This window comes from Pantoea sp. LS15 (genome assembly GCF_012241585.1).
In the GTDB taxonomy this organism is placed as follows: domain Bacteria; phylum Pseudomonadota; class Gammaproteobacteria; order Enterobacterales; family Enterobacteriaceae; genus Enterobacter.
The window spans coordinates 1-23,867 of sequence record NZ_JAAVXA010000012.1; the positions used below are offsets into that span (position 1 = coordinate 1).

Below are 23,867 nucleotides of genomic sequence, written 5' to 3' on the forward strand. Positions count from 1 at the left end.
TGCACCGTCACCACTGTTCAGATAGTGGAGAACAACTTTCTGCTTGAATTCAGATGAATATTTTTTTCTGCCCATTGAAACGCAAAACCCCTAATCATTGGATGTCCAACTTTCGGGGTTCACTTCAATCAGGCGGTTTTTTTATTTGTCAGTGTTTAACGGTGCGCCAGTTCGACGTCGTCTTCACTTTCCAGAATCGCTTTGTCAGTCTGCTTCAGCCACTGGCTGGTTAGCGTACCGGCTGTCATTGAGCCGCTTACGTTCAGCGCAGTACGGCCCATGTCGATCAGCGGTTCAACGGAGATCAGCAGCGCGACCAGCGTTACCGGCAGTCCCAGTGCAGGCAGCACAATCAGCGCGGCGAAGGTTGCGCCACCACCAACACCCGCAACACCTGCGGAACTTACGGTCACAATACCAACCAGTGTAGCAATCCAGACTGGATCAAGTGGATTGATACCCACGGTTGGCGCAACCATCACCGCCAGCATCGCCGGGTAGAGACCCGCACAACCGTTCTGACCGATGGTGGCACCAAAAGAGGCTGAGAAGCTGGCGATAGACTCTGGCACGCCCAGACGGCGGGTCTGTGCTTCAACGTTCAGCGGAATAGACGCAGCGCTGGAACGGCTGGTGAAGGCAAAGGTCAGTACCGGCCAGACTTTACGGAAGTATTTCAGCGGGCTAACGCCGTTCACACCCAGCAGGATACCGTGCACCACAAACATAATGCCCAGACCCAGGTATGAGGCAATCACAAAACTACCCAGCTTGATGATGTCCTGCAGGTTAGAGCCAGCAACCACTTTGGTCATCAGTGCCAGAACGCCATAAGGGGTTAACTGCATTACCAGACGAACCAGCTTCATCACCCAGCTTTGCAGGGTATCGATAGCGGTCAGCACGCGTTCACCTTTTGGTGCATCGTCTTTCAGCAGTTTAAGTGCCGCCACACCCAGGAACGCGGCGAAAATGACCACGCTGATGATGGAAGTTGGGTTGGCACCGGTCAGGTCAGCAAACGGGTTCTTCGGAATGAAGGAGAGCACCATTTGCGGCACGGTGAGATCAGCTACTTTCCCCACGTAGTTAGTTTGAATCGCGGTCAGACGCGCTGTTTCAGCCGTTCCCTGAACCAGCCCTTCGGCAGTCAGGCCGAACAGGTTGGTGACCAGTACACCAACCAGCGCTGCAATCAGCGTGGTAAACAGCAGCGTACCAATGGTCAGGAAGCTGATTTTACCCAGTTGGGTCGCGTTATGCAGGCGGGCAACGGCACTCAGAATAGAGGCAAACACCAGTGGCATAACGATCATCTGCAGCAGCTGGACATAGCCGTTACCGACAATGTTGAACCACTGAATGGAATCTTTCAGAACTGGGTTGTCGGAGCCATAAATCGCCTGTAATGCCAGACCAAATACAACACCCATGACCAGACCAACCAGTACTTTTTTCGCCAGACTCCACTGTTTGTGGCGCGCCTGCGCGAGAAGCAATAGCAATACAACGAACACAATGACGTTCGCGATGAGTGGAAAATTCATCCCCGTTCTCCTGATTTATTATGGGGTCGGTTTTTACCGATCCTGTTGGCGGAAGGTTAGCAGAAGTGTGATGTAGCGCTTATATCCAAATGGAATGGGTTATGACAAATGCGGTAATTTTGTCTGTTTACTGTTCGATTTGATGATGAATAAAACGATTGAACTGAAATTGCAGCGAATTAATCATCTGGGAAGACCAGCGGACTGCACTGTTTTCGGGCAATGTTTGCGGCATCCAGACAGCATAGGCAAACAGCGCCATGCACAATACGCGCTCAAGCTGGTTACCTTTCTGCGGTGCAAGGATGGGAAAACGAAAACGCCAGCGGCATGGCCAAAGCAGCGGCACGCCCGCAGGCGTCAGCATATCGGCGAGAATATGGCTTAAATAGCCCAGCACCATCCCCTGGATGGCATCCGCAGGGACAATCCAGCTTTCGGGCACTTTTAAGTAGAAGAGCGTCAGCAGGCCAAACACGGCCAGCAGGCTGTGAGTAAACCCCCGGTGGCCAAATGCGCGGGCGATGGGTTTCGAGACCCACTTCAGGCGTTGCCCAAGGAAGGATTTGGGGTGGTCTATGTCGGGCAGCAAACAGGTCAATACGGCGGAAGGGACAATATGCCACCAGTCCCCCTGTGCCAGCACGGGGGTAAGTTCAGCGTTTTTGGCAAATACTGCGCACGCAATAGAAAAAAGCAGGTGGCCTTCCGCCGTCATGATAAAACCCACAAAACTGTCAATTCATACAGTATAGGGTTTTTATACAGTAGGCGGAAGAGGTGACGGTGTAACTGTTTGTCACAAACTCAACGCAGGCATTAACCGCCCTGCAGATGATGCGTCGTCAACCCGACCAGTGAAGTGAGCTTCACATCGGCAAGGGCAAACCGGGGATCGTGGCGGGTTTCTTCAGCAGGCACCACAATGGAGCGCATACGTGCGGCTTTCGACGCCACCATACCGTTTACGGAGTCTTCCAGCGCAACGCAGTTGAGCGGATCAAGACCCAGCTTAGCGGCACAGTCCAGATAGACCTGCGGGTGCGGTTTGCTGTAAGGCAATTTTTCCGCTGATGCCAGCGCGTCGAAACTGTCGCGCAGTTCAAACATGATGAGCACTTTTTCCAGCATATGCAGCGGTGAAGCAGAGGCCAGACCGACTTTCAACCCCTGAGCTTTACACAGTGCGACGGCTTCACGAACGCCAGGCAGTAGTGGCTTGTTCTCTTCTACCAGCGAGATGGCGCGGCTGATAATGCGTGCGGTCACTTCGTCACGACCCGGGCCAACCCACGGTTGTTGGGCAAACCACAGATCGACGACCATATCAATGCGCAGGCCAAGCGTATCAGGAAGTTCATTACGGCGGCTGATATCCACGCCAAGGCTGGCGATGACGTCCAGTTCGGCGCGATCCCACAACGGTTCGGAATCGATCAGTAATCCATCCATGTCAAAAATTGCGGCAAGAATTTGGCGCGGTGTCGACATCACAACGTCTCCTTATCCAGGGTGTTCGACAGACGATAAGTGCTAAGCACAACCTGCAATTTAGCATATTGCCTTTAAAGATCGGGCGAAATTGATGACCAGCAGGTAGACTTAGGCACAAATAACGCGTCTATATGAAGAGGAACTGATGACGTATCAACAAGCTGGACGCATCGCGGTCTTAAAACGTATTGCTGGCTGGGTGATTTTTATTCCAGCAGTCATTTCTACGCTGATCTCTGTACTGAAATTTATGTACGATCACAGCGAAAAACAGCCGGGTATTAATGCGGTAATGCTTGATTTTGCGCATGTCATGATTGATATGATTCGTTTTAATACGCCATTCTTGAATGTCTTCTGGTTTAACTCACCCACCCCGGATTTTCACCAGCAACTGAATATCGGCTTTTGGGTCATTTACGCACTGATCTTTATCGCCCTCGCATTGCAGGCCTCTGGCGCACGAATGAGCCGTCAGACGCGCTTTCTACGCGAAGGAGTTGAGGACCAGTTAATTCTGGAGCAGGCCAAAGGCCCGGAAGGAATGAGCCGGGAGCAGATTGAATCCCGCATTGTTGTGCCGCGTCACACCATTTTTCTGCAAATTTTCCCGCTCTATATCCTCCCGGTGATCATCATTGTGGCGGGGTACTTCTTCTTCTCAGTGCTCGGTTTTCTGTAACAGATAAGGGTGGCGCGAGAGCCACCCTTATCTGTCTTCACGCGGCAAGTATGCGTTCAAGGGCCCGCTGTGCGTTGACCAGGTGTTCTCCACCGAACAGGATGGCACGGTTCATCAACGTATAAAGCTGATACACCGGCTGGCGATCGAGGAAACCGGGCGGCAGGGGCGAAACCGACTGGTACCCATCGTATATTTGCGGTGGCTGTTCCGGATGCAGCGGCAGCATTGCCAGATCGCACTCTCTGTCACCCCAGTAGCAGGCCGGGTCAAAGATATAAGGGCCGTTGGGGCCTAGTGCGCAATTATTTGACCACAGATCGCCGTGTAGCAGAGAAGGCTGAGGCTGGTGAGATGCCAGACGCTGCTGAACGTGCTCGACGATGGCATCAATATTGCCAAATTCCAGCCCTTTTTCTGCGGCCAGCTCAAGTTGCCAGCCAATGCGTTGCTCAGCAAAAAACGTCGACCAGCGACGCTGCCAGGCATTAGGTTGCGGGGTAGTGGATAGATCGTTGTCAAAATCGAGACCAAATTGCGGCTGGTCGCTCCATTGATGCAGGCGTGCTAACTGTTGGCCGAGAATGAAAGCATTATGGGCATCTAACGGACGGGCAGAGAGATATTCCATGACCAGAAAGCTGTAGTCGCGATCACTCCCCACGGCCAGAACCTGGGGGACAGTCACCGTTTTACTGCGCGACAACAGTTCCAGTTGGTCAGCTTCGGCGGTAAAGATCGGAAGTAGCTCCCGCTCATCGCATTTAACGAAAAGATCGCGTCCTGCGTAGCGTAAATGCCACGCGGCGTGGATCTCTCCGCCTGGCAGTTCGTTACGCAGTTCAATTTCACCTTCACCCAGTTGCTCACTTAAAAGATGACTGATAGCCTGCCACATGTTGTTTCTCCCATGTTGTCTGCCAGATCATAAAGTTAGTGCATAAACGCGGTAAAAAAATACGAACTAACGCACACCTGAGCGGTTTAAATTCATGCAGGGCACTTATTGTTTCTTTTTCTGCCAGTTTTGCCAGGAATCCACCTCAATTTCGGCAGGCTTGTCGGTCACACTTTCCGCCAGACTGGCGGCCAGCGCCTGAACTTCTTCTTCACTCAGCGCGCTGATCAGACCAAATGTCAGGGTGCCTAAATCATGAATATTGCCCTCGTCATCCGCGAGCGTGAGCAGAAAATTAGCCCGTGTGAAGGTGTTGTTGAGCTCATTCAGTTCGGTGAGCGATGCTTCATGAAGATTGATGGTAACGACGTAGCGGGTGATGTCACCACTGCTCATAATTCACCTCATTGTTATCATGGAAGTTTTCTTAGCATAGTCGATAGTCAGTGTTTGGCGACTACGACGTGAAATTCCCCTTCATAAAGAAGGGGAACAGGTGTTAATTGCGTGACAGGTAATCAACGATTTTTTGCGTATCGGCCAGTGAACAGAGACGCGTGCCCTGGTTGATGGTTGCAGCACTCCCCGCCGCCACACCGTAGCGTGTCATTTCCAGCAGTGACGCGCCCTGTGCCAGTTTCAGTGTCATTGCACCTACCATACTGTCGCCAGCGCCTACAGTGCTCTGACTTTTCATCGGTGGCGGGACAACCTGAACGGACGACGTTTCATCGACTGCCAGTGCCCCCTGAGGACCAAGGGAGACCACAACGCGTCGCGCTTTACCACTGCGCACCAGCTCCTGTGCGGCAGTGCGAACATCATCTGGTTGTGTCAGTTCCCGGTTCACGAGTGCACTTAACTCTTTCTGGTTGGGCTTAACCAGCTCAAGATTGCCTGGCACTAATGCAGCCTGCAGAGCGTCGCCGCTGCTGTCGACAATGCAGCGGATCCCGCGTTGCTGTGCAGCCTGAATGAGCGCGGTTAATTTTTCCGTGCTCACGCCGGGTGGCAGGCTGCCGCTTACTACCAGCAGTGCACCGCTTTCTATTGCCAGCACTTTCTCTTCCAGTTGACGAAATTCATCATCACTGAGTTTAGCGCCAGGCATGACAAAACGGTACTGCTCATCGCTTGATTCCACGTGTACATGCAGGTTTTGTCGTGTCCAGTCTTTGGCAGCGACTGTCTCTACGGCAACATGTTCATCTGCCAGCAGAGAGACCAGGTGTTCTCCGGTGGCCCCCCCTGCGGGGAATATTGCTGTCGCTTTACCGCCGAGGTGTGTAATAGCACGCGCCACGTTGATACCGCCGCCGCCTGGCTCAAAGACCGGGGCCGTGCAACGCAATTTACCTTCCGGGTAAATCTGGGGCGTCAGGGTGGCGGAATCAAGGGAAGGGGAGAGCGTCAGAGTGTAGATAGCAACCATCATTACCTCCTTTTAGCATGGGTTCCTATTAGTCTGGCACCATTTATCAGGAAGGCAATGTAAATAACAGTATGATTTTAAATATGAATACGGATGAAAAAACAGTTGCGGGATATATAAAATAAAACGCAATTTGAGATCGTTCTTATTCAAAAAATGAAATAAGAAAACATTGCTATGTTATTTGCGGCTTTTTATAATTTGTTACCTTTCTCTGGACGCCTTGTCATTGATCCTCAAGAAAGATTCCGGGACCGTGTGGTCTCTTTTTTTGTTGTACGGACTCCTTAATAAAATGAAGCTTTTGAAGACAGTACCCGCTGCACTGATGCTGGCGGGTGGCGTGTTTGTGGCAATGAACGCGAGCGCCGATGATACCGTTTTTACTGTCATGGACGATCCCACCACCGCGAAAAAACCGTTTGAAGGTAACCTGAACGCTGGGTACCTGGCACAATCCGGTAACACGAAAAGCTCCTCTCTGACAGCGGACAGTACGCTCACCTGGTACGGTAACACCACCGCCTGGTCTCTGTGGGGAAATGCCAGCAACACCTCCGCTAATGATGAACGCTCTTCCGAGAAATATGCGGTGGGCGGACGTAGCCGTTACAACATGACTGATTATGACTACCTGTTTGGTCAGGCAAGCTGGTTGACTGACCGTTACAACGGTTATCGTCAGCGTGATGTGTTCACCGCGGGTTATGGTCGTCAGTTCCTGAATGGCCCGGTACATAGCTTCCGTTTTGAATTCGGTCCTGGTGTACGTTATGACGAGTACACCGATGGCGATACCAAAACCCAACCGCTCGGTTACGCTTCCGGTACCTATGCCTGGCAGATGACTGACAACACCAAATTTACCGAAGGCGTTTCTGTATATGGTGCCGACGATACGACGCTGAACTCTGAGACAGCGCTGAACGTGGCTATCAACGAACACTTTGGATTGAAAGTGGCCTACAACGTGACCTGGAACTCTTCACCGCCAGAAACTGCGCCGGATCATACCGACCGCAGAACCACGGTTTCCCTGGGTTATAAAATGTAATAAGAACGGGCCGATAAAAATATCGGCCCGTTTTTGAAGTGTCATCCGCATTTACCCCCAGATCATTGCCGCCCAACGTAACAACAGCATAGCGCCGCAGATGGCTATCAGCACCAGCACCATTTTCCAGTGTTTTACGGCAAATCGTTTTGTTGGCATAACCTAATCCTTGTTCCTTAATATGCACAGTCTATCAAACAGGGCAGAAAAATGCCCCGTCGCAGGGAGCGATTAGGTTATACCCGCTTAGGTGAGGCTCAGAACCAGTGGAATCGTTCGGCGAGAATTAACAATAAACCTGTGGCTGAAAGGATGTTCAATATCACAACCGTTCTACTGGATACGTTCATGGTATGCACCTTTGGGTTTAATGACCTGTTCAAGAGTAGCCCAGCATCTCTGGAATGCGAGCACCAGGGGTATGCAACCTGCAAATTCATGCGAAAGTGCCAGCACATCAATCTGCCAGCAGAGGGTGCAATCTCCCTTTTGTTAGTGTTAACATTGCAAGGCTTGCCGTAAATCGGACGTTATCTGATTTTTCTGCGGGTGAATGATGACGAACCAATTTGACGATTGTTGGTCAGATGGTGTCGTAATCTATTGTCAAATCACGATTATTTTCTTTGTATATGCTCTTATGTGTGGGGCATCACTGCAAATAAGGATATAAAATGCCTGTAATTACTCTTCCTGATGGCAGCCAACGCCATTACGACCACGCTGTTAGCCCAATGGATGTTGCTCTGGACATCGGCCCTGGACTCGCGAAAGCGACCATCGCTGGCCGTGTTAACGGTGAACTGGTTGATGCTTCCGATCTGATCGAAAATGATGCAACGCTTGCCATCATTACAGCGAAAGACGAAGAAGGTCTGGAGATCATTCGCCACTCCTGCGCACACCTGTTAGGTCATGCCATCAAACAGCTGTGGCCAAATACTAAAATGGCGATCGGTCCGGTTATCGACAACGGTTTTTACTACGACGTTGACCTTGATCACACCCTGACTCAGGAAGATATCGACGCGCTCGAAAAACGTATGCACGAGCTCGCCGAAACGAACTATGACGTCATCAAGAAGAAAGTCAGCTGGCACGAAGCGCGTGAAACCTTCGTGAAGCGTGGCGAGAACTATAAAGTCTCTATTCTTGATGAAAACATCTCCCATGATGACAAGCCTGGCTTGTACCATCACGAAGAATACGTCGACATGTGTCGTGGACCGCACGTGCCGAATATGCGCTTCTGTCATCACTTCAAGCTGATGAAGATCGCAGGCGCCTACTGGCGCGGCGACAGCAACAACAAGATGTTGCAGCGTATCTATGGGACCGCTTGGGCCGATAAAAAAGCGCTGAATGCATATCTGCAGCGTCTGGAAGAAGCCGCGAAGCGTGACCACCGTAAAATTGGTAAGCAACTTGACCTGTACCACATGCAGGAAGAAGCGCCGGGTATGGTGTTCTGGCACAACGACGGCTGGACCATTTTCCGTGAACTGGAAACCTTCGTTCGTTCCAAGCTGAAAGAGTACCAGTACCAGGAAGTAAAAGGCCCGTTCATGATGGACCGTGTGCTGTGGGAAAAAACCGGCCACTGGGACAACTACAAAGATGCGATGTTCACTACCTCTTCCGAGAACCGTGAATACTGCATCAAGCCAATGAACTGCCCGGGACACGTTCAGATCTTCAACCAGGGTCTGAAATCCTACCGCGACCTGCCGCTGCGTATGGCAGAGTTCGGTAGCTGTCACCGTAACGAGCCATCAGGTGCGCTGCATGGTCTGATGCGTGTTCGTGGCTTTACTCAGGATGATGCGCATATCTTCTGTACGGAAGATCAGGTACGTGACGAAGTTAACGCCTGTATTCGTATGGTCTACGATATGTACAGCACCTTTGGCTTCGAGAAGATCGTGGTCAAACTCTCAACGCGTCCGGAAAAACGTATCGGCAGCGATGAGACCTGGGATCGCGCAGAAGCGGATCTCGCCGTGGCGCTGGAAGAGAACGGAATTCCGTTCGAATACCAACTGGGCGAGGGTGCATTCTACGGTCCGAAAATTGAATTTACCCTGTATGACTGCCTCGATCGCGCATGGCAGTGCGGTACTGTACAGCTGGACTTCTCCCTGCCGCAGCGTTTAAGCGCCTCTTATGTTGGCGAAGACAACGAGCGTCAGGTTCCGGTAATGATTCACCGTGCAATTCTCGGTTCTCTGGAGCGCTTCATCGGCATCCTGACTGAAGAGTTCGCTGGCTTCTTCCCAACCTGGCTTGCGCCAGTGCAGGTCGTGGTGATGAACATTACCGATTCTCAGGCGGATTACGTTAAAGAATTGACGCAGAAACTACAAAATGCGGGCATTCGCGTAAAAGCAGACTTGAGAAATGAGAAGATTGGCTTTAAAATCCGCGAGCACACTTTACGTCGTGTCCCGTATATGTTGGTCTGTGGTGATAAAGAGGTGGAAGCAGGCAAAGTTGCCGTTCGCACCCGCCGTGGTAAAGACCTGGGCAGCCTGGACGTAAGTGAAGTGATTGAGAAGCTGCAACAAGAGATTCGCAGCCGCAGTCTTCAACAACTGGAGGAATAAGGTATTAAAGGCGGAAAACGAGTTCAAACGGCACGTCCGAATCGTATCAATGGCGAGATTCGCGCCCAGGAAGTTCGCTTAACAGGTCTGGAAGGCGAGCAGCTGGGGATTGTGAGTCTGAGAGAAGCAATCGAAAAGGCTGAAGAAGCTGGAGTAGATTTAGTTGAAATCAGCCCTAACGCCGAACCGCCAGTTTGTCGTATCATGGACTACGGCAAGTTCCTTTATGAAAAGAGTAAGTCTTCTAAGGAACAGAAGAAAAAGCAAAAAGTTATCCAGGTTAAGGAAATCAAATTCCGTCCTGGTACCGACGATGGCGATTATCAGGTAAAACTCCGCAGCCTGATTCGCTTTCTGGAAGATGGCGATAAGGCCAAGATCACGCTGCGTTTCCGCGGTCGTGAGATGGCCCACCAACAGATTGGTATGGAAGTGCTTAACCGCGTCCGTGACGATCTGAGTGAACTGGCAGTAGTCGAATCCTTCCCTACGAAGATCGAAGGCCGCCAGATGATCATGGTGCTCGCTCCTAAGAAGAAACAGTAAGGCCTTCAAGCAGCAAAATCTGTGGAGCCTTCGGGTTTCATAGGTTTTGTTCGCCTATGTTTCGTTTATTTAACAATGCGAAGTGGAAGTTATTAAGATGCCAAAAATTAAGACCGTACGCGGTGCTGCTAAGCGCTTCAAAAAAACCGGTAAAGGTGGTTTTAAGCACAAGCACGCTAACCTGCGTCACATTCTGACTAAGAAAGCTACCAAGCGTAAACGTCACCTGCGTCCAAAAGCCATGGTTTCTAAAGGCGATCTGGGCCTGGTAATCGCGTGCCTGCCGTACGCATAAGTCGTTAACGTTTAACTTTTTTAACTTAGAATAGATACAGGAGAGCACACATGGCTCGCGTAAAACGTGGTGTAATTGCACGTGCACGTCACAAGAAAATTTTGAAACAAGCTAAAGGCTACTACGGTGCGCGTTCACGCGTATACCGCGTTGCCTTCCAGGCTGTTATCAAAGCAGGTCAGTACGCTTACCGTGACCGTCGTCAACGTAAGCGTCAGTTCCGTCAACTGTGGATTGCGCGTATCAACGCAGCAGCACGTCAGAACGGTATTTCTTACAGCAAATTCATCAACGGCCTGAAAAAAGCCTCTGTTGAAATCGACCGTAAGATCCTGGCTGACATCGCAGTATTCGACAAAGTAGCGTTCACCGCTCTGGTCGAAAAAGCGAAAGCAGCACTGGCATAAGCCAGTTGAGAGAGGGGGCTTAGCTCCCTCTTTTCATTTAACACCATCAGAAGATTGACTTTTACCGGTGCAACCTTTTCAATAAGGTCTTAACGGTTTTTACCACACAAGGTAACGCAAGCATGAATGCTGCTATTTTCCGCTTCTTCTTTTACTTTAGCACCTGAATTCAGGAGGCTAGCGCGTGAAAGATGAAACGAAAAACAGCGCCAGATAAGCCTCCCGATGGAGGCTTTTTTTGTGCCTGAATTTGAGAGAATAACTCCACCAAATCGGTGTCTGCACCGACATAATGAGGAAAATCATGTCACATCTCGCAGAGCTGGTTGCCAGTGCAACAGCCGCCATTAATCAGGCCTCAGATGTTGCCGCGTTAGACAATGTCCGCGTCGAATATCTTGGTAAGAAAGGGCACCTGACCCTTCAAATGACAACCCTGCGTGAACTGCCGCCAGAAGAACGCCCGGCAGCGGGTGCGGTAATTAACGAAGCCAAAGAGCAGGTGCAGCAGGCGCTGAATGCTCGTAAAGCTGAGCTGGAAAGTGCAGTGCTGAACGCACGTCTGGCCGCAGAGACTATTGACGTTTCTCTGCCGGGTCGCCGTATCGAAAATGGTGGCCTGCACCCGGTTACACGTACCATTGATCGTATTGAAAGTTTCTTCGGTGAGCTCGGCTTTACCGTGGCGACTGGCCCGGAAATTGAAGATGATTATCACAACTTCGATGCCCTGAACATTCCTGGCCATCATCCGGCACGCGCTGACCACGACACTTTCTGGTTCGACGCCACGCGTCTGCTGCGCACCCAGACTTCCGGCGTTCAGATCCGTACCATGAAGGATCAAGAACCGCCAATCCGTATTATCGCGCCGGGCCGTGTATATCGTAACGACTACGATCAGACCCACACGCCAATGTTCCACCAGATGGAAGGTCTGATTGTTGATAAAAACATCAGCTTCACCAACCTGAAAGGCACGCTGCACGATTTCCTGAATAACTTCTTTGAAGAAGATCTGCAGGTTCGTTTCCGTCCGTCCTACTTCCCGTTCACTGAACCGTCTGCGGAAGTTGACGTGATGGGTAAAAACGGCAAGTGGCTGGAAGTGCTGGGTTGCGGCATGGTGCATCCAAACGTACTGCGCAACGTAGGTATCGATCCGGAAGTTTACTCCGGCTTTGCGTTCGGTATGGGCATGGAGCGTTTGACCATGTTGCGTTACGGCGTGACCGATCTGCGTGCATTCTTCGAAAACGATCTGCGTTTCCTCAAACAGTTTAAATAAGGGCAGGACAGAACAATGAAATTCAGTGAACTGTGGTTACGCGAATGGGTGAACACCACGCTGGACAGCGAAGCGCTTTCTAACCAGATCACCATGGCAGGCCTGGAAGTTGACGGCGTTGAGCCGGTTGCGGGTGCCTTTAATGGCGTGGTCGTAGGTGAAGTGGTTGAGTGCGGCCAGCATCCTAATGCAGACAAACTGCGCGTGACGAAAGTGAACGTGGGCGGCGATCGCCTGCTGGATATCGTCTGCGGTGCGCCAAACTGCCGTCAGGGGCTGAAAGTTGCTGTGGCAACTGTTGGTGCGGTACTGCCGGGCGATTTCAAAATTAAAGCGGCTAAGCTGCGCGGTGAGCCGTCTGAAGGCATGCTGTGTTCGTTCTCCGAGCTGGGTATTTCCGACGATCACAACGGTATCATTGAGCTGCCGCTGGATGCGCCAATCGGTACTGATATCCGTGAATACCTGAAACTCGATGACAACACCATCGAAATCAGCGTCACGCCAAACCGTGCTGATTGCTTAGGCATCATCGGCGTAGCGCGCGACGTTGCGGTGCTGAACCAGGTTGAGCTGAACGTTCCAGACATAACGCCAGTTGCTGCAACCATTACCGACACTCTGCCGATTCAGGTTGAAGCCGCCGACGCGTGCCCACGTTACCTTGGGCGTGTCGTGAAAGGCATTAACGTTAAAGCGCCAACCCCACTATGGATGAAAGAGAAACTGCGTCGCTGTGGGATTCGTTCCATTGATGCGGTTGTTGACGTCACTAACTACGTTCTGCTGGAGCTTGGCCAGCCAATGCACGCGTTCGATAAAGATCGTATCGAAGGTGGAATTGTTGTGCGTATGGCGAAAGAGGGTGAAACCCTGGTTCTGCTGGACGGTAGCGAAGCAAAACTGAACGCTGATACCCTGGTGATTGCTGATCAGGGTAAAGCGCTGGCGATGGGCGGCATCTTTGGTGGCGAACATTCCGGTGTGAATGACGAAACGCAGAACGTGCTGCTTGAATGCGCCTTCTTCAGCCCGCTGTCCATCACGGGCCGTGCGCGCCGTCATGGCCTGCACACCGACGCTTCTCATCGTTATGAGCGTGGCGTTGACCCGGCATTGCAATACAAAGCCATGGAGCGTGCAACACGCCTGCTGATCGATATCTGTGGCGGCGAAGCTGGCCCGGTTATTGATGTGACAAACGAAGCCACTCTGCCAAAACGCGCAACCATCACTCTGCGTCGCAGCAAGCTGGATCGTTTGATTGGTCACCACGTTGCCGACGCTCAGGTCACCGACATTCTGAAGCGCCTGGGCTGTGAAGTCACCGAAGGTCAGGACGAATGGAAGGCCGTTGCGCCATCATGGCGTTTCGACATGGAGATCGAAGAAGACCTGGTGGAAGAAGTGGCTCGCGTATACGGCTACAACAACATCCCTGATGAGCCTGTACAGGCGGGTCTGGTGATGGGCACCCACCGTGAAGCTGACCTGTCCCTGAAGCGTGTGAAAACCATGCTCAATGACAAAGGTTACCAGGAAGTGATCACCTACAGCTTTGTTGATCCGAAACTGCAGCAGTTGATCCATCCTGGCCAGGAAGCGCTGATCCTGCCAAGCCCGATCTCCAGCGAAATGTCCGCGATGCGTCTGTCTCTGTGGACGGGGCTGCTGGGTACGATTGTTTACAACCAGAATCGTCAGCAAAACCGTGTGCGAATTTTCGAAAGCGGTTTGCGCTTTGTACCGGATAATCAGGCAAATTTAGGCATCCGTCAGGATCTTATGCTGGCTGGTGCTATCAGCGGTAACCGCTATGAAGAGCATTGGGATCTGGCGAAAGGGACGGTTGATTTCTACGATATGAAGGGCGATCTGGAAGCAATTCTCGATCTGACCGGTAAATTATCTGAAATTGAATTCCGTGCAGAAGCCATTCCGGCACTGCATCCGGGGCAAAGTGCAGCCATTTATTTAGACGGCAAACGTGTTGGTTTCATTGGTGTTGTTCACCCTGAGCTGGAGCGTAAACTGGATCTGAATGGCCGTACCATCGTGTTCGAGCTGGAGTGGAACCCGGTTGCAGACCGCGTCATTCCTCAGGCGCAGGACGTGTCACGCTTCCCGGCGAACCGCCGTGATATCGCGGTTGTGGTCGCGGAAAATGTGCCCGCAGCAGATATTTTGGCCGAATGTAAGAAAGTTGGCGTAAATCAGGTAGTTGGCGTAAACTTATTTGACGTGTACCGCGGCAAGGGCGTAGCAGAAGGTTTCAAGAGCCTTGCTATCAGCCTTATCCTTCAGGATACCAGCCGTACACTCGAAGAAGAGGAGATTGCCGCTACCGTCGCCAAATGTGTAGAGGCATTAAAAGAGCGATTCCAGGCATCATTGAGGGATTGAACCTATGGCGCTTACAAAAGCTGAAATGTCAGAATATCTGTTTGATAAGCTTGGGCTTAGCAAACGGGATGCCAAAGAGCTGGTAGAGCTGTTTTTCGAAGAGATCCGTCGTGCTCTGGAAAATGGTGAGCAGGTAAAACTCTCCGGTTTTGGCAATTTTGATTTGCGAGACAAAAACCAACGTCCGGGCCGTAACCCGAAGACGGGGGAAGATATTCCCATTACAGCCCGCCGCGTGGTGACCTTCAGACCCGGCCAGAAGTTAAAGAGCCGTGTCGAAAACGCAACGCCCAAAGCAGAGTAATATGAACTAACTAAAAAGGCCGCTCACGCGGCCTTTTTTCTTTGCGCTCTTTGGCAAACCCGCCGTAAAATCAATTACATCTCACGTCAAAAAAACTGTACACATGCTTGATTACGCCTATCGCCAGCACCGTTCCGATAAACGTCGCCTGTTTTTGCTGGTGCTGCTGCTCATTGTCACCGCCGGCATAAGTCTGTGCGCGGGCGACAGGTGGATAGGGCCTGAAAGCTGGCTGGACCCTGACGGGCAGATCTTCATCTGGCAAATTCGTCTGCCGCGCACCGTGGCGGTGATCCTGGTGGGTGCCGCGCTGGCACTCTGCGGCACCATTATGCAGGCATTGTTCGATAACCCGCTGGCGGAACCCGGGCTACTCGGCGTATCGAACGGTGCAGGCGTAGGGCTGATTGCGGCTGTCATGCTCGGCGGGGGAGCACTCTCCGGCTGGAGTATCAGCCTGAGTGCCATCATTGGTGCATTGCTGATAACACTCATTCTCCTTCGTTTCGCCAGACGGCACTTATCGACAAGCCGTCTGCTGCTTGCCGGGGTGGCACTGGGCATCATCTGTAGCGCACTGATGACCTGGGCGGTCTACTTCTCGACTTCTTTTGACCTGCGGCAACTGATGTACTGGATGATGGGCGGTTTTGGGGGCGTGGACTGGCACCAGGGCTGGCTGATGGTCCTTCTGATCCCGGTCATATTGTGGGCGACCATGCAGGCACAACCACTCAATATGCTCGCGCTGGGTGAAACATCCGCTCGCCAGCTCGGTATGCCAATGGCGTTCTGGCGTAATGTGCTGGTTATTGCCATTGGCTGGCTGGTGGGGGTCAGCGTGGCGCTGGCGGGGGCGATTGGTTTTATCGGGTTGGTTATCCCGCATATGCTTCGCCTGTGCGGCCTCACCGACCATCGAACCTTACTTCCGGCCTCGGCAGTCGCCGGGGCGGTAACACTGCTGGTGGCCGATATCATCGCCAGGCTCGCACTGACGGCCGCGGAACTGCCTATTGGTGTAGTGACCGCTACGCTGGGCGCGCCGGTATTTATCTGGCTACTATTAAAAGCTGGACGTTAAATCGCGATCCGTAAAACAACCTGAGGGAATGCTATGCAGTCAGATATCCTGAAAACTGAAGTGACCACCATTGATGGCGATGACACCACGCTGGAAGGCTACAAAGGCAATGTGTTGCTGATCGTCAACGTGGCATCCAAATGTGGCTTAACGCCACAGTACGAGCAGCTGGAAAATATTCAGAAAGCGTGGGAGAAAGACGGTTTCACCGTGCTGGGTTTCCCCTGCAACCAGTTCCTGGGCCAGGAGCCGGGCAGCGCAGAAGAGATCAAAACGTTTTGTAGTATGACCTACGGTGTGACGTTCCCCCTGTTTAGCAAAATTGATGTCAACGGCGAAGATCGCCATCCGCTGTATGCGAAGCTGATTGCTGCTGCGCCGAAGGCCGTTGCACCGGAAGGAAGTGGCTTTTATGAGCGTATGGCCAGCAAAGGTCGGGCACCGCTCTACCCGGATGACATTCTGTGGAACTTCGAAAAATTCCTGATTGGTCGCGACGGTCAGGTGGTTCAGCGTTTTTCACCGGATATGACGCCTGAAGATCCGATTGTCACGGAGTCTATCAAGCTGGCGCTGGCGAAATAATGTCGTTGCTGATGCAGCTCACGGACGTTGCTGAGAAGGGACGTCTGGGGCCGATAACCGGTGCCCTCAATGCGGGAGAGATCCTGCATCTTGTCGGACCCAACGGCGCAGGGAAGAGTACGCTGTTGGCTCGTATGGCGGGGCTAACTTCCGGGCAAGGGCAGATATCGCTGCTGGAACATGCCCTTACCGACTGGTCGCCGGTCTCGCTGGCGCACCGGCGCAGTTACCTTGTGCAGCAACAAATGCCACCTTTTGCGATGCCTGTCTGGCATTATCTGATGCTGCATTTGCACGACAAACAACATACGACACTGCTGACCGAAGTGGCTGCGGCCCTGGGGCTGGAAGATAAACTGTCCCGGCATGCCAGCCAGCTTTCCGGCGGAGAATGGCAGCGGGTGCGTCTGGCAGCGGTCATTATTCAGATTCACCCGGCAGGTAATCCTCATGGGCGGATGTTACTTCTGGATGAGCCGATGAGCGGTCTGGATGTGGCGCAGCAGACAGCACTGGATTCGCTGTTAAGTAACCTGAGCCGAAAGGGTATCGCCATCGTGATGAGTAGCCATGACCTCAACCATACCCTGCGGCATGCCCACCGGGTGTGGTTGCTGTCGCGCGGAAAGATGATTGCCAGCGGGACGCGGGATCAGGTTCTTACGCCGCCAAATCTTGCTCTTGCGTACAATATGTCGTTCCGCAGGTTGGATATAGAGGGACATAAGATGCTGATTTCTACCGGGCAGGAGTAACCGTTTCTTGCCTGTTAGCACAGTTGCACGCTAAATTACGAAAAGAACAAAAAAAGCAGAGGATTCGTCTGAAAATGCGATTCTGGTTTCTCCTGATGGCAGCGTTATTTCTCGCGGGATGCAGTAGCCATCGTGCGCCGCCGCCTAACCCACGGCTTTCAGATTCAATTACCGTCATTGCCAGTCTCAACGATCAGCTGAGCAACTGGCGCGGTACGCCTTATCGCTACGGCGGTATGAGCCGTGGCGGTGTGGATTGTTCCGGTTTTGTCCTGATGACGTTCCGCGATAAGTTTGACTTACAACTTCCGCGCGAAACGCGCAAGCAGGCAGAAATAGGGACTGAAATTGATAAAGATGAGCTTTTGCCTGGAGACCTGGTCTTTTTCAAAACCGGGTCGGGTGAAAGCGGTCTTCATGTTGGTATTTATGATACTGACAACCAGTTTATTCATGCCTCGACCAGCCGCGGAGTGATGCGATCTTCTCTCGATAATGTTTACTGGCGTAAAAACTTCTGGCAAGCGCGACGTATTTAGTCCGCCTGGACCTATCTTTATGACGGCATGGTAGCGAATAAATCATGCCGTTTTTTCGCAAATAAGATGATTAAAGTTAAATTTGCTCAAAATTAGCTAAACCCACATGCGTCTGTTTTATCTAAAACTGGCTATTACTCGGTAACCAGGATAAGATTATTTTAGATTCAGGGATAAATCTGAAAATTAATACGGAACTAATGAAATTAATCTTATTAAAATCAAGACAGTGGAATTGTGTCGGCAATTGCTCCAGGATGTCCTCTCTCATCTTTAATGCGGGGCGAGTGCAATGATAATTACGCTAGATAATGCTTACCAGTCTGAACTGTTGCTCCTGCCTGCCCGTAATAGTGCAGGTGAGCTTAAAGGTTTAGACGTTCTGGTTAACTTTACTGGCGTTGGCACTGATGTAAGGATCCCCACAGACCTCGTTATCCCTCGTCTTTCAGCGACAGAAGAGTTAGCGTTGTTTAACGAAAAACTGCAATTGATTGATTCCTGCAAACTGTTTTTTATTCAGCATCAGTTAATTGCATGGATCAATATTACACCAGTTATTGTTGAGTTTTTATTAAGCAATGGGAACGTTGTTTCAATCCTCGAGCGTTATCCGTTTCTTGAGTTTACTGTTAATGAGAACTATCCAGGTTTAAATAACGGAAAGGACGATCTCCAGTTGGCGAGAATGGCGATCCATTTCCCGATGGTTCTGGCAAACTTTGGTGCTGGTGCCGCATCCCTCAAAGCGGTCTATGATGGATTATTTAAACGGGTCATTTTCGACAAAGGGTTCATTCAGCAGCGTGCATCGGAGCTTTCTTTTGAACCTTTTATGCGCGCAATCCTCTGGCAAATAACGCCACATTGCCAGTCTGTCATCTTATCCGGCATCGACGATCACAACCTGTTGCAACGCGTCTTGTCCTTTAACGTCGGTGCCATGCAGGGTGCGCTCTGGCCAGCGGTCAGTGCAGAGCACGTCACCACACTGGTTCAGCGATAACCCTTGCTTTCGCCCGTGTTTAAGAGCGGGTAAACCCTCTACACTAAAAGCAGGAGGACTTATGACCCTGTCTTTTACTGCTCACTGGCATGACGAGTTGCCTGGTTTTTACACCGCACTCAAACCAACACCTTTACAAAATTCTCGTCTTATCTGGCACAACGACCAGCTGGCAGAGGAGCTGGCGATCCCGCCTGCCATGTTTCAGCCTTCAGACGGCGCTGGCGTCTGGGGGGGCGAAACACTGCTCGCAGGCATGCAACCCCTGGCCCAGGTCTATAGTGGACACCAGTTTGGCGTCTGGGCGGGGCAACTGGGCGACGGCAGGGGGATCCTGCTTGGCGAACAGCAGCTTTCCAACGGTGAGACGGTTGACTGGCACCTGAAAGGCGCAGGTCTTACACCTTACTCGCGGATGGGCGATGGGCGTGCCGTATTACGTTCAACGATTCGTGAATGCCTGGCATCCGAAGCGATGCATGCCCTGGGGATCCCGACCACTCGCGCGCTGTCGATTGTCACCAGTGACACGCCGGTTACACGTGAAACGATGGAAAAAGGGGCGATGCTAATGCGCATTGCGCAAAGCCATTTGCGCTTTGGCCATTTTGAGCACTTTTACTATCGCCGCGAGACAGAAAAGGTGCGTCAGCTCGCAGACTACGCTATCGGTCACCACTGGCCACATTTGCAGGATGAAGATGATAAATACGTTCTCTGGTTCCGGGATGTGATTGCCCGTACTGCATCAATGATCGCGCGCTGGCAAACGGTAGGATTCGCCCACGGCGTCATGAATACGGACAACATGTCGCTCCTGGGGCTAACCTTTGATTACGGTCCGTTTGGGTTCCTGGATGATTATCAGCCGGGATATATCTGTAATCACTCCGATTATCAGGGGCGTTACAGCTTTGACAATCAGCCTGCGGTTGGATTGTGGAACCTGCAACGTCTTGCGCAAACGCTGTCACCGTTTATCGACGTTGATGCCCTGAATGACACGCTCGACAGCTATCAGGATATTTTGCTGCGTGAATACGGCATGTTGATGCGCAACAAGCTGGGGCTGATGACCCAGGAACGGGGGGATAACGAGATCCTTAATGACCTGTTTGCCCTGATGGCGCGTGAAGGCAGTGATTACACCCGTACTTTCCGGATGCTGGGCCAGACGGAGCAGCACAGTGCAGCCTCACCGTTGCGGGACGAGTGTATCGACAGGCAGGCGTTTGACGACTGGTTTACCCGGTACCGCACGCGGTTGCAGCAAGAGCAGGTTGACGATACCACCCGACACGCGCAGATGAACGCGGCGAACCCGGCGATGGTGTTACGCAACTGGCTGGCCCAACGGGCGATTGAGCAGGCAGAGCAGGGTGAGTACGACGAGTTACACCGTTTGCACATGGCGTTACGCACGCCGTTTGCCGACAGGAATGACGATTACGTCAGCCGCCCGCCTGACTGGGGCAAGCGGCTGGAGGTAAGCTGCTCAAGTTAGTTTTTTTGCCGGGTGAAGCGACGCTTACCCGGCTTACCCGTCACTGTGCGACCCAGCCTCCATCCATGTTCCATGCGACGCCCCGGACATTTACGGCACTGTCGCTGCACAAAAACAGCGCCAGTTCTCCCAACTGTTCCGGGGTGACAAACTCGCCTGAAGGCTGTTTTTCCGCCAGAAGCTGGTCTCGAGCCTGGTCAGGTGCGACGCCATTGGCAATGCGTTTGTCGATTTGCTGTTGTACCAGAGGTGTCAGTACCCAGCCCGGGCAGATCGTATTGGCGGTAATCCCCGTGCGGGCGGTTTCGAGCGCCAGGGATTTCGTAAAGCCCACTACGCCATGCTTGGCGGCGACATAGGCTGACTTTTCTTTTGACGCGACCAACCCATGAACGGAGGCAATGTTAATGATGCGGCCCCAGTTTTTCTCACGCATGGCAGGCAGTGCCAGCCGGCTGGTGTGAAACACGGAAGAGAGATTCAGTGCGATAATGTCGTTCCATTTCTCTACCGGGAATGCCTCAACCGGGGCCACATACTGTATTCCGGCGTTGTTGACAAGAATATCCACACCGCCAAACTGGGTCGTTGCGTAGCGCATCATCGCTTCAATTTGCAGCACGTCACGCAGATCCGCATCGTGGTAGCCCGGTTTTTTGCCAAGGCGCGTAATCTCTTCTCTTGCTGATTCGCTGTCGCCGAAACCGTTGAGGATCAGCTGCGCCCCGGCCTTCGCCAGTATGCGGGCGATCCCCAGACCAATGCCGCTTGTCGAACCGGTCACCAGAGCGGTTTTACCCTTCAGATTCATATTAATCTCCTTAAACAATACCGGTCAGATAGAACACGGCAATGACAAAAAGTACTGCCAGACTTTTTATGAGGGTGATGGCGAAAATACCGCCGTAGGCCTGACGATGACTCAGGCCGGTGATAGCCAGCAAGGTAATCACCGCGCCATTATGGGGAAGCGTATCCATACCACCGCTTGCCATTGAGGCCACGCGGTGCAGGACTTCCAGAGGAATATTGGCGGCATGCGCGGCGGCAATAAACGTGTCAGACATTGCCGCGAGTGCAATGCTCATTCCCCCGGAGGCGGAACCGGTGATCCCGGCGAGGACGGTCACGCTGATCGCTTCGTTTAACAGCGGGTTTGGGATCGCAGCCAGCCCTTTGGACAGCACCAGAAAACCAGGCAGTGCAGCAATAACGGCCCCGAAACCATATTCTGAGGCAGTATTCATCGCTGCCAGAATAGCGCCGCTGACCGCCGTCCGGCTGCCTTCAGCCAGACGCCCGCGGATATTGCGAAAACCAAAAATCAACACCAGCATGATGCCAGAGATCAGCGCCGCCTCCACGGCCCAGATGGCGGTGATCTTACTCACCTCGGTCACAATCGGTTTCGCCAGACCTGGCAGGGTAAGCTCATGGCTCGTACCGTACCAGCCTGGGATCCAGCGGGTAAACAGCAGGTTGAGGATACCCACCAGCAGCAAAGGGGAGATAGCAATCAGCGGATGCGGCAGGTTTATGTTGTCCGGCGTTTCTGGTTCATTTTTGAGATCCGAGCCGTAACCTTCATTGTTATTGAGTGCTTTACGGCGCTGACGCTCCAGCCAGAGCAGACCAAAACAGATAATAAACAGGGAACCGATCACCCCAAGCCACGGCGCGGCCCAGGCGTTAGTACCAAAGAAGCTGGTGGGGATAATGTTCTGGATTTGAGGCGTGCCGGGCAGGGCGTCCATGGTAAACGAAAATGCCCCCAGCGCCACGGTGGCTGGGATCAGCCGTTTGGGGATGCCACTCTGGCGGAACAGTTCGGCGGCAAACGGATAGACCGCAAATGCCACCACAAACAGCGAAACACCGCCATAGGTTAACAGCGCACACACCAGGACGATGACCGGTATCGCGTGGCGACGACCGAGGATCCGAATGGCGGAGGCGACGATCGAGCGTGAAAAACCGGAGAGCTCAATCAGCTTGCCAAAAACGGCACCCAGCAGAAACACCGGGAAGTAGAGCTTGACGAAGCCCACCATTTTTTCCATAAACAGACCGGTAAACGTCGGGCCGACAGCCCCCGGGTCGGTCAGCAACACTGCACCCAGCGCCGCAATCGGCGCAAACAAAATAACACTATATCCGCGATAGGCCGCCAGCATCAGCAATGCCAGTGCCGCCAGGGCAATTAACACACTCATTACGACTCCTCACTATCATTGTTATATTCGGGTACCAACGAGATGTTTAACGCTCGACGGTCAAAGCGATACCTTGTCCACCGCCTACGCACAGGGTGACGAGTCCTTTTTTAGCCCCCTGACGCTGCATTTCGTACAGCAGCGTGACGAGAATGCGGCAGCCGGATGCGCCAATCGGATGACCCAGCGCAATCGCGCCACCATTAACATTCACCTTGCGCTCATCCCAGCCGAGCAGCTTGCCCACCGCCAGCGCTTGCGCAGCAAAGGCTTCATTGGCTTCAATGAGATCCACGTCATCGAGCGTCCAGCCAGCCCGCGCCAGTGCCGTCTGACAGGCGCTGACCGGACCGATGCCCATCACAGACGGGTCGACGCCCGTCACGGCGTAACTCACGATGCGACCCAGGATCGGCAAACCACTTTCCCGCGCTTTTTCCTCGCTCATCAACAGCACCGCGGCGGCACCATCATTGAGCGTTGAGGCATTACCCGCCGTGACCGTGCCTTCCTCGTGTAAAAACGCGGGACGCAGTTGCGCGAGTTGTTCTGCGGAGGTTCCCGGCCGGGGCTGTTCATCACGGCTGACAATCAGGGGCGGCTTTTTACCCTGTTTCACCGTCACTGGCACTATCTCGGCGTCGAATCGACCGGCTTCAACCGCGGATGCAGCTTTTTGCTGCGAGCGGGCGGCAAAGACGTCCTGCTGCTCGCGCGAAATGCCGTACTGTCGGGCGATGTTTTCTGCGGTGATCCCCATGTGGTAATCATTGAACGCATCCCATAGCCCGTCGGTAATCATGCTGTCCTGCAGGCCCGTATGACCAAAACGCAATCCTGAGCGCGCACCGTCCAGCAGATAAGGCGCGTTGCTCATGCTCTCCTGACCGCCCGCGATAACCACGTCGGCATCACCACAGCGGATCGCCTGCGCGGCCAGTTGCACCGCTTTTAAGCCCGCACCACACACCAGATTGACCGTGGTGGCGGGGGTTTTGACAGGTAACCCGGCGCGGATTGCCGTCTGGCGCGCGGGGTTTTGTCCACAACCTGCCGTTAGCACCTGACCGAAGAGTAACTCGTCGATTTGATCTGCATGCAAACCGCTGGTCGCAAGCAGGTGTTGTACCGCTACTGCACCCAGTTCAACTGCAGAAAGGGAGGCGAGCGAACCGCGAAAACCACCCACAGGGGTTCGCGCTGCCCCGACAATCATGACGTTTTTCAT

At 52.7% G+C, this 23,867-nt stretch carries 27 protein-coding genes and 1 other annotated feature; of the genes, 16 read left to right on the top strand and 11 right to left on the bottom strand.

What is annotated here, in order from left to right:
* Window positions 1–155: 155 nt before the first annotated feature.
* The 3 genes from HED65_RS16505 to hxpB all read right to left on the bottom strand — a co-directional run bounded on the left by HED65_RS16505 (window position 156) and on the right by hxpB (window position 3,038).
* Window positions 156–1,547, bottom strand: coding sequence for an L-cystine transporter (locus tag HED65_RS16505; protein ID WP_114979384.1), 1,392 nt, complete (start codon window positions 1,545–1,547; stop codon window positions 156–158).
* 127 nt (window positions 1,548–1,674) lie between these two features.
* Window positions 1,675–2,265, bottom strand: coding sequence for a metal-dependent hydrolase (locus tag HED65_RS16510; protein WP_014883483.1), 591 nt, complete (start codon window positions 2,263–2,265; stop codon window positions 1,675–1,677).
* A gap of 101 nt (window positions 2,266–2,366) precedes the next feature.
* Window positions 2,367–3,038 carry a hexitol phosphatase HxpB gene (gene hxpB / locus HED65_RS16515; protein ID WP_114979385.1) on the bottom strand — a complete coding sequence of 224 codons (672 nt, stop codon included), beginning with the start codon at window positions 3,036–3,038 and terminating at the stop codon, window positions 2,367–2,369.
* Between the two features lie 148 nt (window positions 3,039–3,186).
* Here hxpB and HED65_RS16520 point away from each other — a divergent pair, with 148 nt between their 5' ends.
* Window positions 3,187–3,723 carry a YniB family protein gene (locus HED65_RS16520; protein ID WP_114979386.1) on the top strand — a complete coding sequence of 179 codons (537 nt, stop codon included), beginning with the start codon at window positions 3,187–3,189 and terminating at the stop codon, window positions 3,721–3,723.
* 37 nt (window positions 3,724–3,760) lie between these two features.
* Here the strand turns inward: HED65_RS16520 and HED65_RS16525 are convergent, their stop codons facing one another.
* From HED65_RS16525 to pfkB, 3 genes are all read right to left on the bottom strand, one after another.
* Window positions 3,761–4,621 carry a fructosamine kinase family protein gene (locus tag HED65_RS16525; protein WP_114979387.1) on the bottom strand — a complete coding sequence of 287 codons (861 nt, stop codon included), beginning with the start codon at window positions 4,619–4,621 and terminating at the stop codon, window positions 3,761–3,763.
* A gap of 105 nt (window positions 4,622–4,726) precedes the next feature.
* Window positions 4,727–5,017: a type V toxin-antitoxin system endoribonuclease antitoxin GhoS gene (ghoS, locus tag HED65_RS16530; protein ID WP_114979388.1), complete on the bottom strand. Its 291-nt coding sequence runs from the start codon at window positions 5,015–5,017 to the stop codon at window positions 4,727–4,729.
* A 103-nt stretch (window positions 5,018–5,120) separates the two neighbouring features.
* A complete protein-coding gene (pfkB, locus tag HED65_RS16535; protein ID WP_114979389.1) occupies window positions 5,121–6,053 on the bottom strand; it encodes a 6-phosphofructokinase II in 933 nt (310 codons plus the stop codon).
* Between the two features lie 295 nt (window positions 6,054–6,348).
* On the opposite strand from pfkB, the gene HED65_RS16540 reads away from it, so the two are divergent.
* Complete coding sequence (locus tag HED65_RS16540) at window positions 6,349–7,107, top strand: DUF481 domain-containing protein (protein ID WP_114979390.1); 759 nt, start codon at window positions 6,349–6,351, stop codon at window positions 7,105–7,107.
* 51 nt (window positions 7,108–7,158) lie between these two features.
* On the opposite strand, the gene yniD is transcribed toward HED65_RS16540, so the two are convergent.
* Together yniD and yncL are read right to left on the bottom strand one after the other, a co-directional pair.
* Window positions 7,159–7,266 carry a small membrane protein YniD gene (gene yniD, locus HED65_RS16545; protein ID WP_008500658.1) on the bottom strand — a complete coding sequence of 36 codons (108 nt, stop codon included), beginning with the start codon at window positions 7,264–7,266 and terminating at the stop codon, window positions 7,159–7,161.
* A 98-nt stretch (window positions 7,267–7,364) separates the two neighbouring features.
* Window positions 7,365–7,565, bottom strand: coding sequence for a stress response membrane protein YncL (gene yncL / locus HED65_RS22935; RefSeq protein ID WP_317615653.1), 201 nt, complete (start codon window positions 7,563–7,565; stop codon window positions 7,365–7,367).
* 216 nt (window positions 7,566–7,781) lie between these two features.
* Between yncL and thrS the strand changes: the two genes are divergently transcribed.
* The 14 genes from thrS (at window position 7,782) to selO (ending at window position 20,426) form a co-directional block, all read left to right on the top strand.
* Window positions 7,782–9,710 (top strand): threonine--tRNA ligase, encoded by a 1,929-nt coding sequence (thrS, locus tag HED65_RS16555; protein WP_114979391.1) that lies wholly within the window; start codon window positions 7,782–7,784, stop codon window positions 9,708–9,710.
* Window positions 9,711–9,713: 3 nt separating this feature from the next.
* The gene (gene infC, locus HED65_RS16560) at window positions 9,714–10,256 is read left to right on the top strand and encodes a translation initiation factor IF-3 (protein WP_023616141.1); all 543 of its coding nucleotides are present in this window, start codon (window positions 9,714–9,716) and stop codon (window positions 10,254–10,256) included.
* 97 nt (window positions 10,257–10,353) lie between these two features.
* Window positions 10,354–10,551: a 50S ribosomal protein L35 gene (rpmI, locus tag HED65_RS16565; protein WP_001124225.1), complete on the top strand. Its 198-nt coding sequence runs from the start codon at window positions 10,354–10,356 to the stop codon at window positions 10,549–10,551.
* A gap of 50 nt (window positions 10,552–10,601) precedes the next feature.
* Window positions 10,602–10,958, top strand: coding sequence for a 50S ribosomal protein L20 (gene rplT / locus HED65_RS16570; RefSeq protein ID WP_000124850.1), 357 nt, complete (start codon window positions 10,602–10,604; stop codon window positions 10,956–10,958).
* Window positions 10,959–11,075: 117 nt separating this feature from the next.
* Window positions 11,076–11,200 (top strand) — a sequence feature (Phe leader region).
* The gene (pheM, locus tag HED65_RS16575) at window positions 11,081–11,125 is read left to right on the top strand and encodes a pheST operon leader peptide PheM (RefSeq protein WP_001386830.1); all 45 of its coding nucleotides are present in this window, start codon (window positions 11,081–11,083) and stop codon (window positions 11,123–11,125) included. Its footprint overlaps the feature before it by 45 nt.
* Window positions 11,201–11,262: 62 nt before the next feature.
* Entirely contained in the window at window positions 11,263–12,246 is a 984-nt protein-coding gene (gene pheS / locus HED65_RS16580) for a phenylalanine--tRNA ligase subunit alpha (RefSeq protein WP_010426091.1), read from the top strand.
* Between the two features lie 15 nt (window positions 12,247–12,261).
* Complete coding sequence (pheT, locus tag HED65_RS16585) at window positions 12,262–14,649, top strand: phenylalanine--tRNA ligase subunit beta (protein WP_114979392.1); 2,388 nt, start codon at window positions 12,262–12,264, stop codon at window positions 14,647–14,649.
* A 4-nt stretch (window positions 14,650–14,653) separates the two neighbouring features.
* Entirely contained in the window at window positions 14,654–14,953 is a 300-nt protein-coding gene (gene ihfA, locus HED65_RS16590) for an integration host factor subunit alpha (RefSeq protein ID WP_003857805.1), read from the top strand.
* Window positions 14,954–15,056: 103 nt separating this feature from the next.
* Entirely contained in the window at window positions 15,057–16,037 is a 981-nt protein-coding gene (gene btuC, locus HED65_RS16595) for a vitamin B12 ABC transporter permease BtuC (RefSeq protein ID WP_114979393.1), read from the top strand.
* A gap of 33 nt (window positions 16,038–16,070) precedes the next feature.
* Entirely contained in the window at window positions 16,071–16,622 is a 552-nt protein-coding gene (locus HED65_RS16600; RefSeq protein ID WP_114979394.1) for a glutathione peroxidase, read from the top strand.
* Complete coding sequence (gene btuD, locus HED65_RS16605; RefSeq protein ID WP_114979395.1) at window positions 16,622–17,377, top strand: vitamin B12 ABC transporter ATP-binding protein BtuD; 756 nt, start codon at window positions 16,622–16,624, stop codon at window positions 17,375–17,377. Before HED65_RS16600 ends, btuD begins: the two co-directional genes overlap by 1 nt.
* A gap of 74 nt (window positions 17,378–17,451) precedes the next feature.
* Entirely contained in the window at window positions 17,452–17,916 is a 465-nt protein-coding gene (locus HED65_RS16610; RefSeq protein ID WP_028017229.1) for an NlpC/P60 family protein, read from the top strand.
* Between the two features lie 292 nt (window positions 17,917–18,208).
* The gene (locus tag HED65_RS16615) at window positions 18,209–18,922 is read left to right on the top strand and encodes an EAL domain-containing protein (RefSeq protein ID WP_114979396.1); all 714 of its coding nucleotides are present in this window, start codon (window positions 18,209–18,211) and stop codon (window positions 18,920–18,922) included.
* Between the two features lie 61 nt (window positions 18,923–18,983).
* A complete protein-coding gene (selO, locus tag HED65_RS16620) occupies window positions 18,984–20,426 on the top strand; it encodes a protein adenylyltransferase SelO (protein WP_114979397.1) in 1,443 nt (480 codons plus the stop codon).
* A gap of 40 nt (window positions 20,427–20,466) precedes the next feature.
* Here the strand turns inward: selO and HED65_RS16625 are convergent, their stop codons facing one another.
* Genes HED65_RS16625 through HED65_RS16635 form a run of 3 tightly spaced genes read right to left on the bottom strand, consistent with a single transcriptional unit; the run spans window position 20,467 to window position 23,867 of the window.
* Window positions 20,467–21,237, bottom strand: a complete 771-nt coding sequence (locus HED65_RS16625) for a 3-hydroxybutyrate dehydrogenase (protein WP_114979398.1) — start codon at window positions 21,235–21,237, stop codon at window positions 20,467–20,469.
* Between the two features lie 10 nt (window positions 21,238–21,247).
* A complete protein-coding gene (locus tag HED65_RS16630; RefSeq protein ID WP_114979399.1) occupies window positions 21,248–22,639 on the bottom strand; it encodes a GntP family permease in 1,392 nt (463 codons plus the stop codon).
* Window positions 22,640–22,685: 46 nt separating this feature from the next.
* Window positions 22,686–23,867, bottom strand: a complete 1,182-nt coding sequence (locus tag HED65_RS16635; protein WP_114979400.1) for an acetyl-CoA C-acetyltransferase — start codon at window positions 23,865–23,867, stop codon at window positions 22,686–22,688.

Excerpts from the sequence above, each read along its gene's own strand:
- HED65_RS16505 (WP_114979384.1), bottom strand. The coding sequence starts at position 1,547 with ATGAATTTTCCACTCATCGCGAACGTCATTGTGTTCGTTGTATTGCTA.
- HED65_RS16510 (WP_014883483.1), bottom strand. The coding sequence starts at position 2,265 with ATGACGGCGGAAGGCCACCTGCTTTTTTCTATTGCGTGCGCAGTATTT.
- hxpB (WP_114979385.1), bottom strand. The coding sequence starts at position 3,038 with ATGTCGACACCGCGCCAAATTCTTGCCGCAATTTTTGACATGGATGGA.
- HED65_RS16520 (WP_114979386.1), top strand. The coding sequence starts at position 3,187 with ATGACGTATCAACAAGCTGGACGCATCGCGGTCTTAAAACGTATTGCT.
- HED65_RS16525 (WP_114979387.1), bottom strand. The coding sequence starts at position 4,621 with ATGTGGCAGGCTATCAGTCATCTTTTAAGTGAGCAACTGGGTGAAGGT.
- ghoS (WP_114979388.1), bottom strand. The coding sequence starts at position 5,017 with ATGAGCAGTGGTGACATCACCCGCTACGTCGTTACCATCAATCTTCAT.
- pfkB (WP_114979389.1), bottom strand. The coding sequence starts at position 6,053 with ATGGTTGCTATCTACACTCTGACGCTCTCCCCTTCCCTTGATTCCGCC.
- HED65_RS16540 (WP_114979390.1), top strand. The coding sequence starts at position 6,349 with ATGAAGCTTTTGAAGACAGTACCCGCTGCACTGATGCTGGCGGGTGGC.
- yniD (WP_008500658.1), bottom strand. The coding sequence starts at position 7,266 with ATGCCAACAAAACGATTTGCCGTAAAACACTGGAAAATGGTGCTGGTG.
- yncL (WP_317615653.1), bottom strand. The coding sequence starts at position 7,565 with ATGTGCTGGCACTTTCGCATGAATTTGCAGGTTGCATACCCCTGGTGC.
- thrS (WP_114979391.1), top strand. The coding sequence starts at position 7,782 with ATGCCTGTAATTACTCTTCCTGATGGCAGCCAACGCCATTACGACCAC.
- rpmI (WP_001124225.1), top strand. The coding sequence starts at position 10,354 with ATGCCAAAAATTAAGACCGTACGCGGTGCTGCTAAGCGCTTCAAAAAA.
- rplT (WP_000124850.1), top strand. The coding sequence starts at position 10,602 with ATGGCTCGCGTAAAACGTGGTGTAATTGCACGTGCACGTCACAAGAAA.
- pheS (WP_010426091.1), top strand. The coding sequence starts at position 11,263 with ATGTCACATCTCGCAGAGCTGGTTGCCAGTGCAACAGCCGCCATTAAT.
- pheT (WP_114979392.1), top strand. The coding sequence starts at position 12,262 with ATGAAATTCAGTGAACTGTGGTTACGCGAATGGGTGAACACCACGCTG.
- ihfA (WP_003857805.1), top strand. The coding sequence starts at position 14,654 with ATGGCGCTTACAAAAGCTGAAATGTCAGAATATCTGTTTGATAAGCTT.
- btuC (WP_114979393.1), top strand. The coding sequence starts at position 15,057 with ATGCTTGATTACGCCTATCGCCAGCACCGTTCCGATAAACGTCGCCTG.
- HED65_RS16600 (WP_114979394.1), top strand. The coding sequence starts at position 16,071 with ATGCAGTCAGATATCCTGAAAACTGAAGTGACCACCATTGATGGCGAT.
- btuD (WP_114979395.1), top strand. The coding sequence starts at position 16,622 with ATGTCGTTGCTGATGCAGCTCACGGACGTTGCTGAGAAGGGACGTCTG.
- HED65_RS16610 (WP_028017229.1), top strand. The coding sequence starts at position 17,452 with ATGCGATTCTGGTTTCTCCTGATGGCAGCGTTATTTCTCGCGGGATGC.
- HED65_RS16615 (WP_114979396.1), top strand. The coding sequence starts at position 18,209 with ATGATAATTACGCTAGATAATGCTTACCAGTCTGAACTGTTGCTCCTG.
- selO (WP_114979397.1), top strand. The coding sequence starts at position 18,984 with ATGACCCTGTCTTTTACTGCTCACTGGCATGACGAGTTGCCTGGTTTT.
- HED65_RS16625 (WP_114979398.1), bottom strand. The coding sequence starts at position 21,237 with ATGAATCTGAAGGGTAAAACCGCTCTGGTGACCGGTTCGACAAGCGGC.
- HED65_RS16630 (WP_114979399.1), bottom strand. The coding sequence starts at position 22,639 with ATGAGTGTGTTAATTGCCCTGGCGGCACTGGCATTGCTGATGCTGGCG.
- HED65_RS16635 (WP_114979400.1), bottom strand. The coding sequence starts at position 23,867 with ATGAAAAACGTCATGATTGTCGGGGCAGCGCGAACCCCTGTGGGTGGT.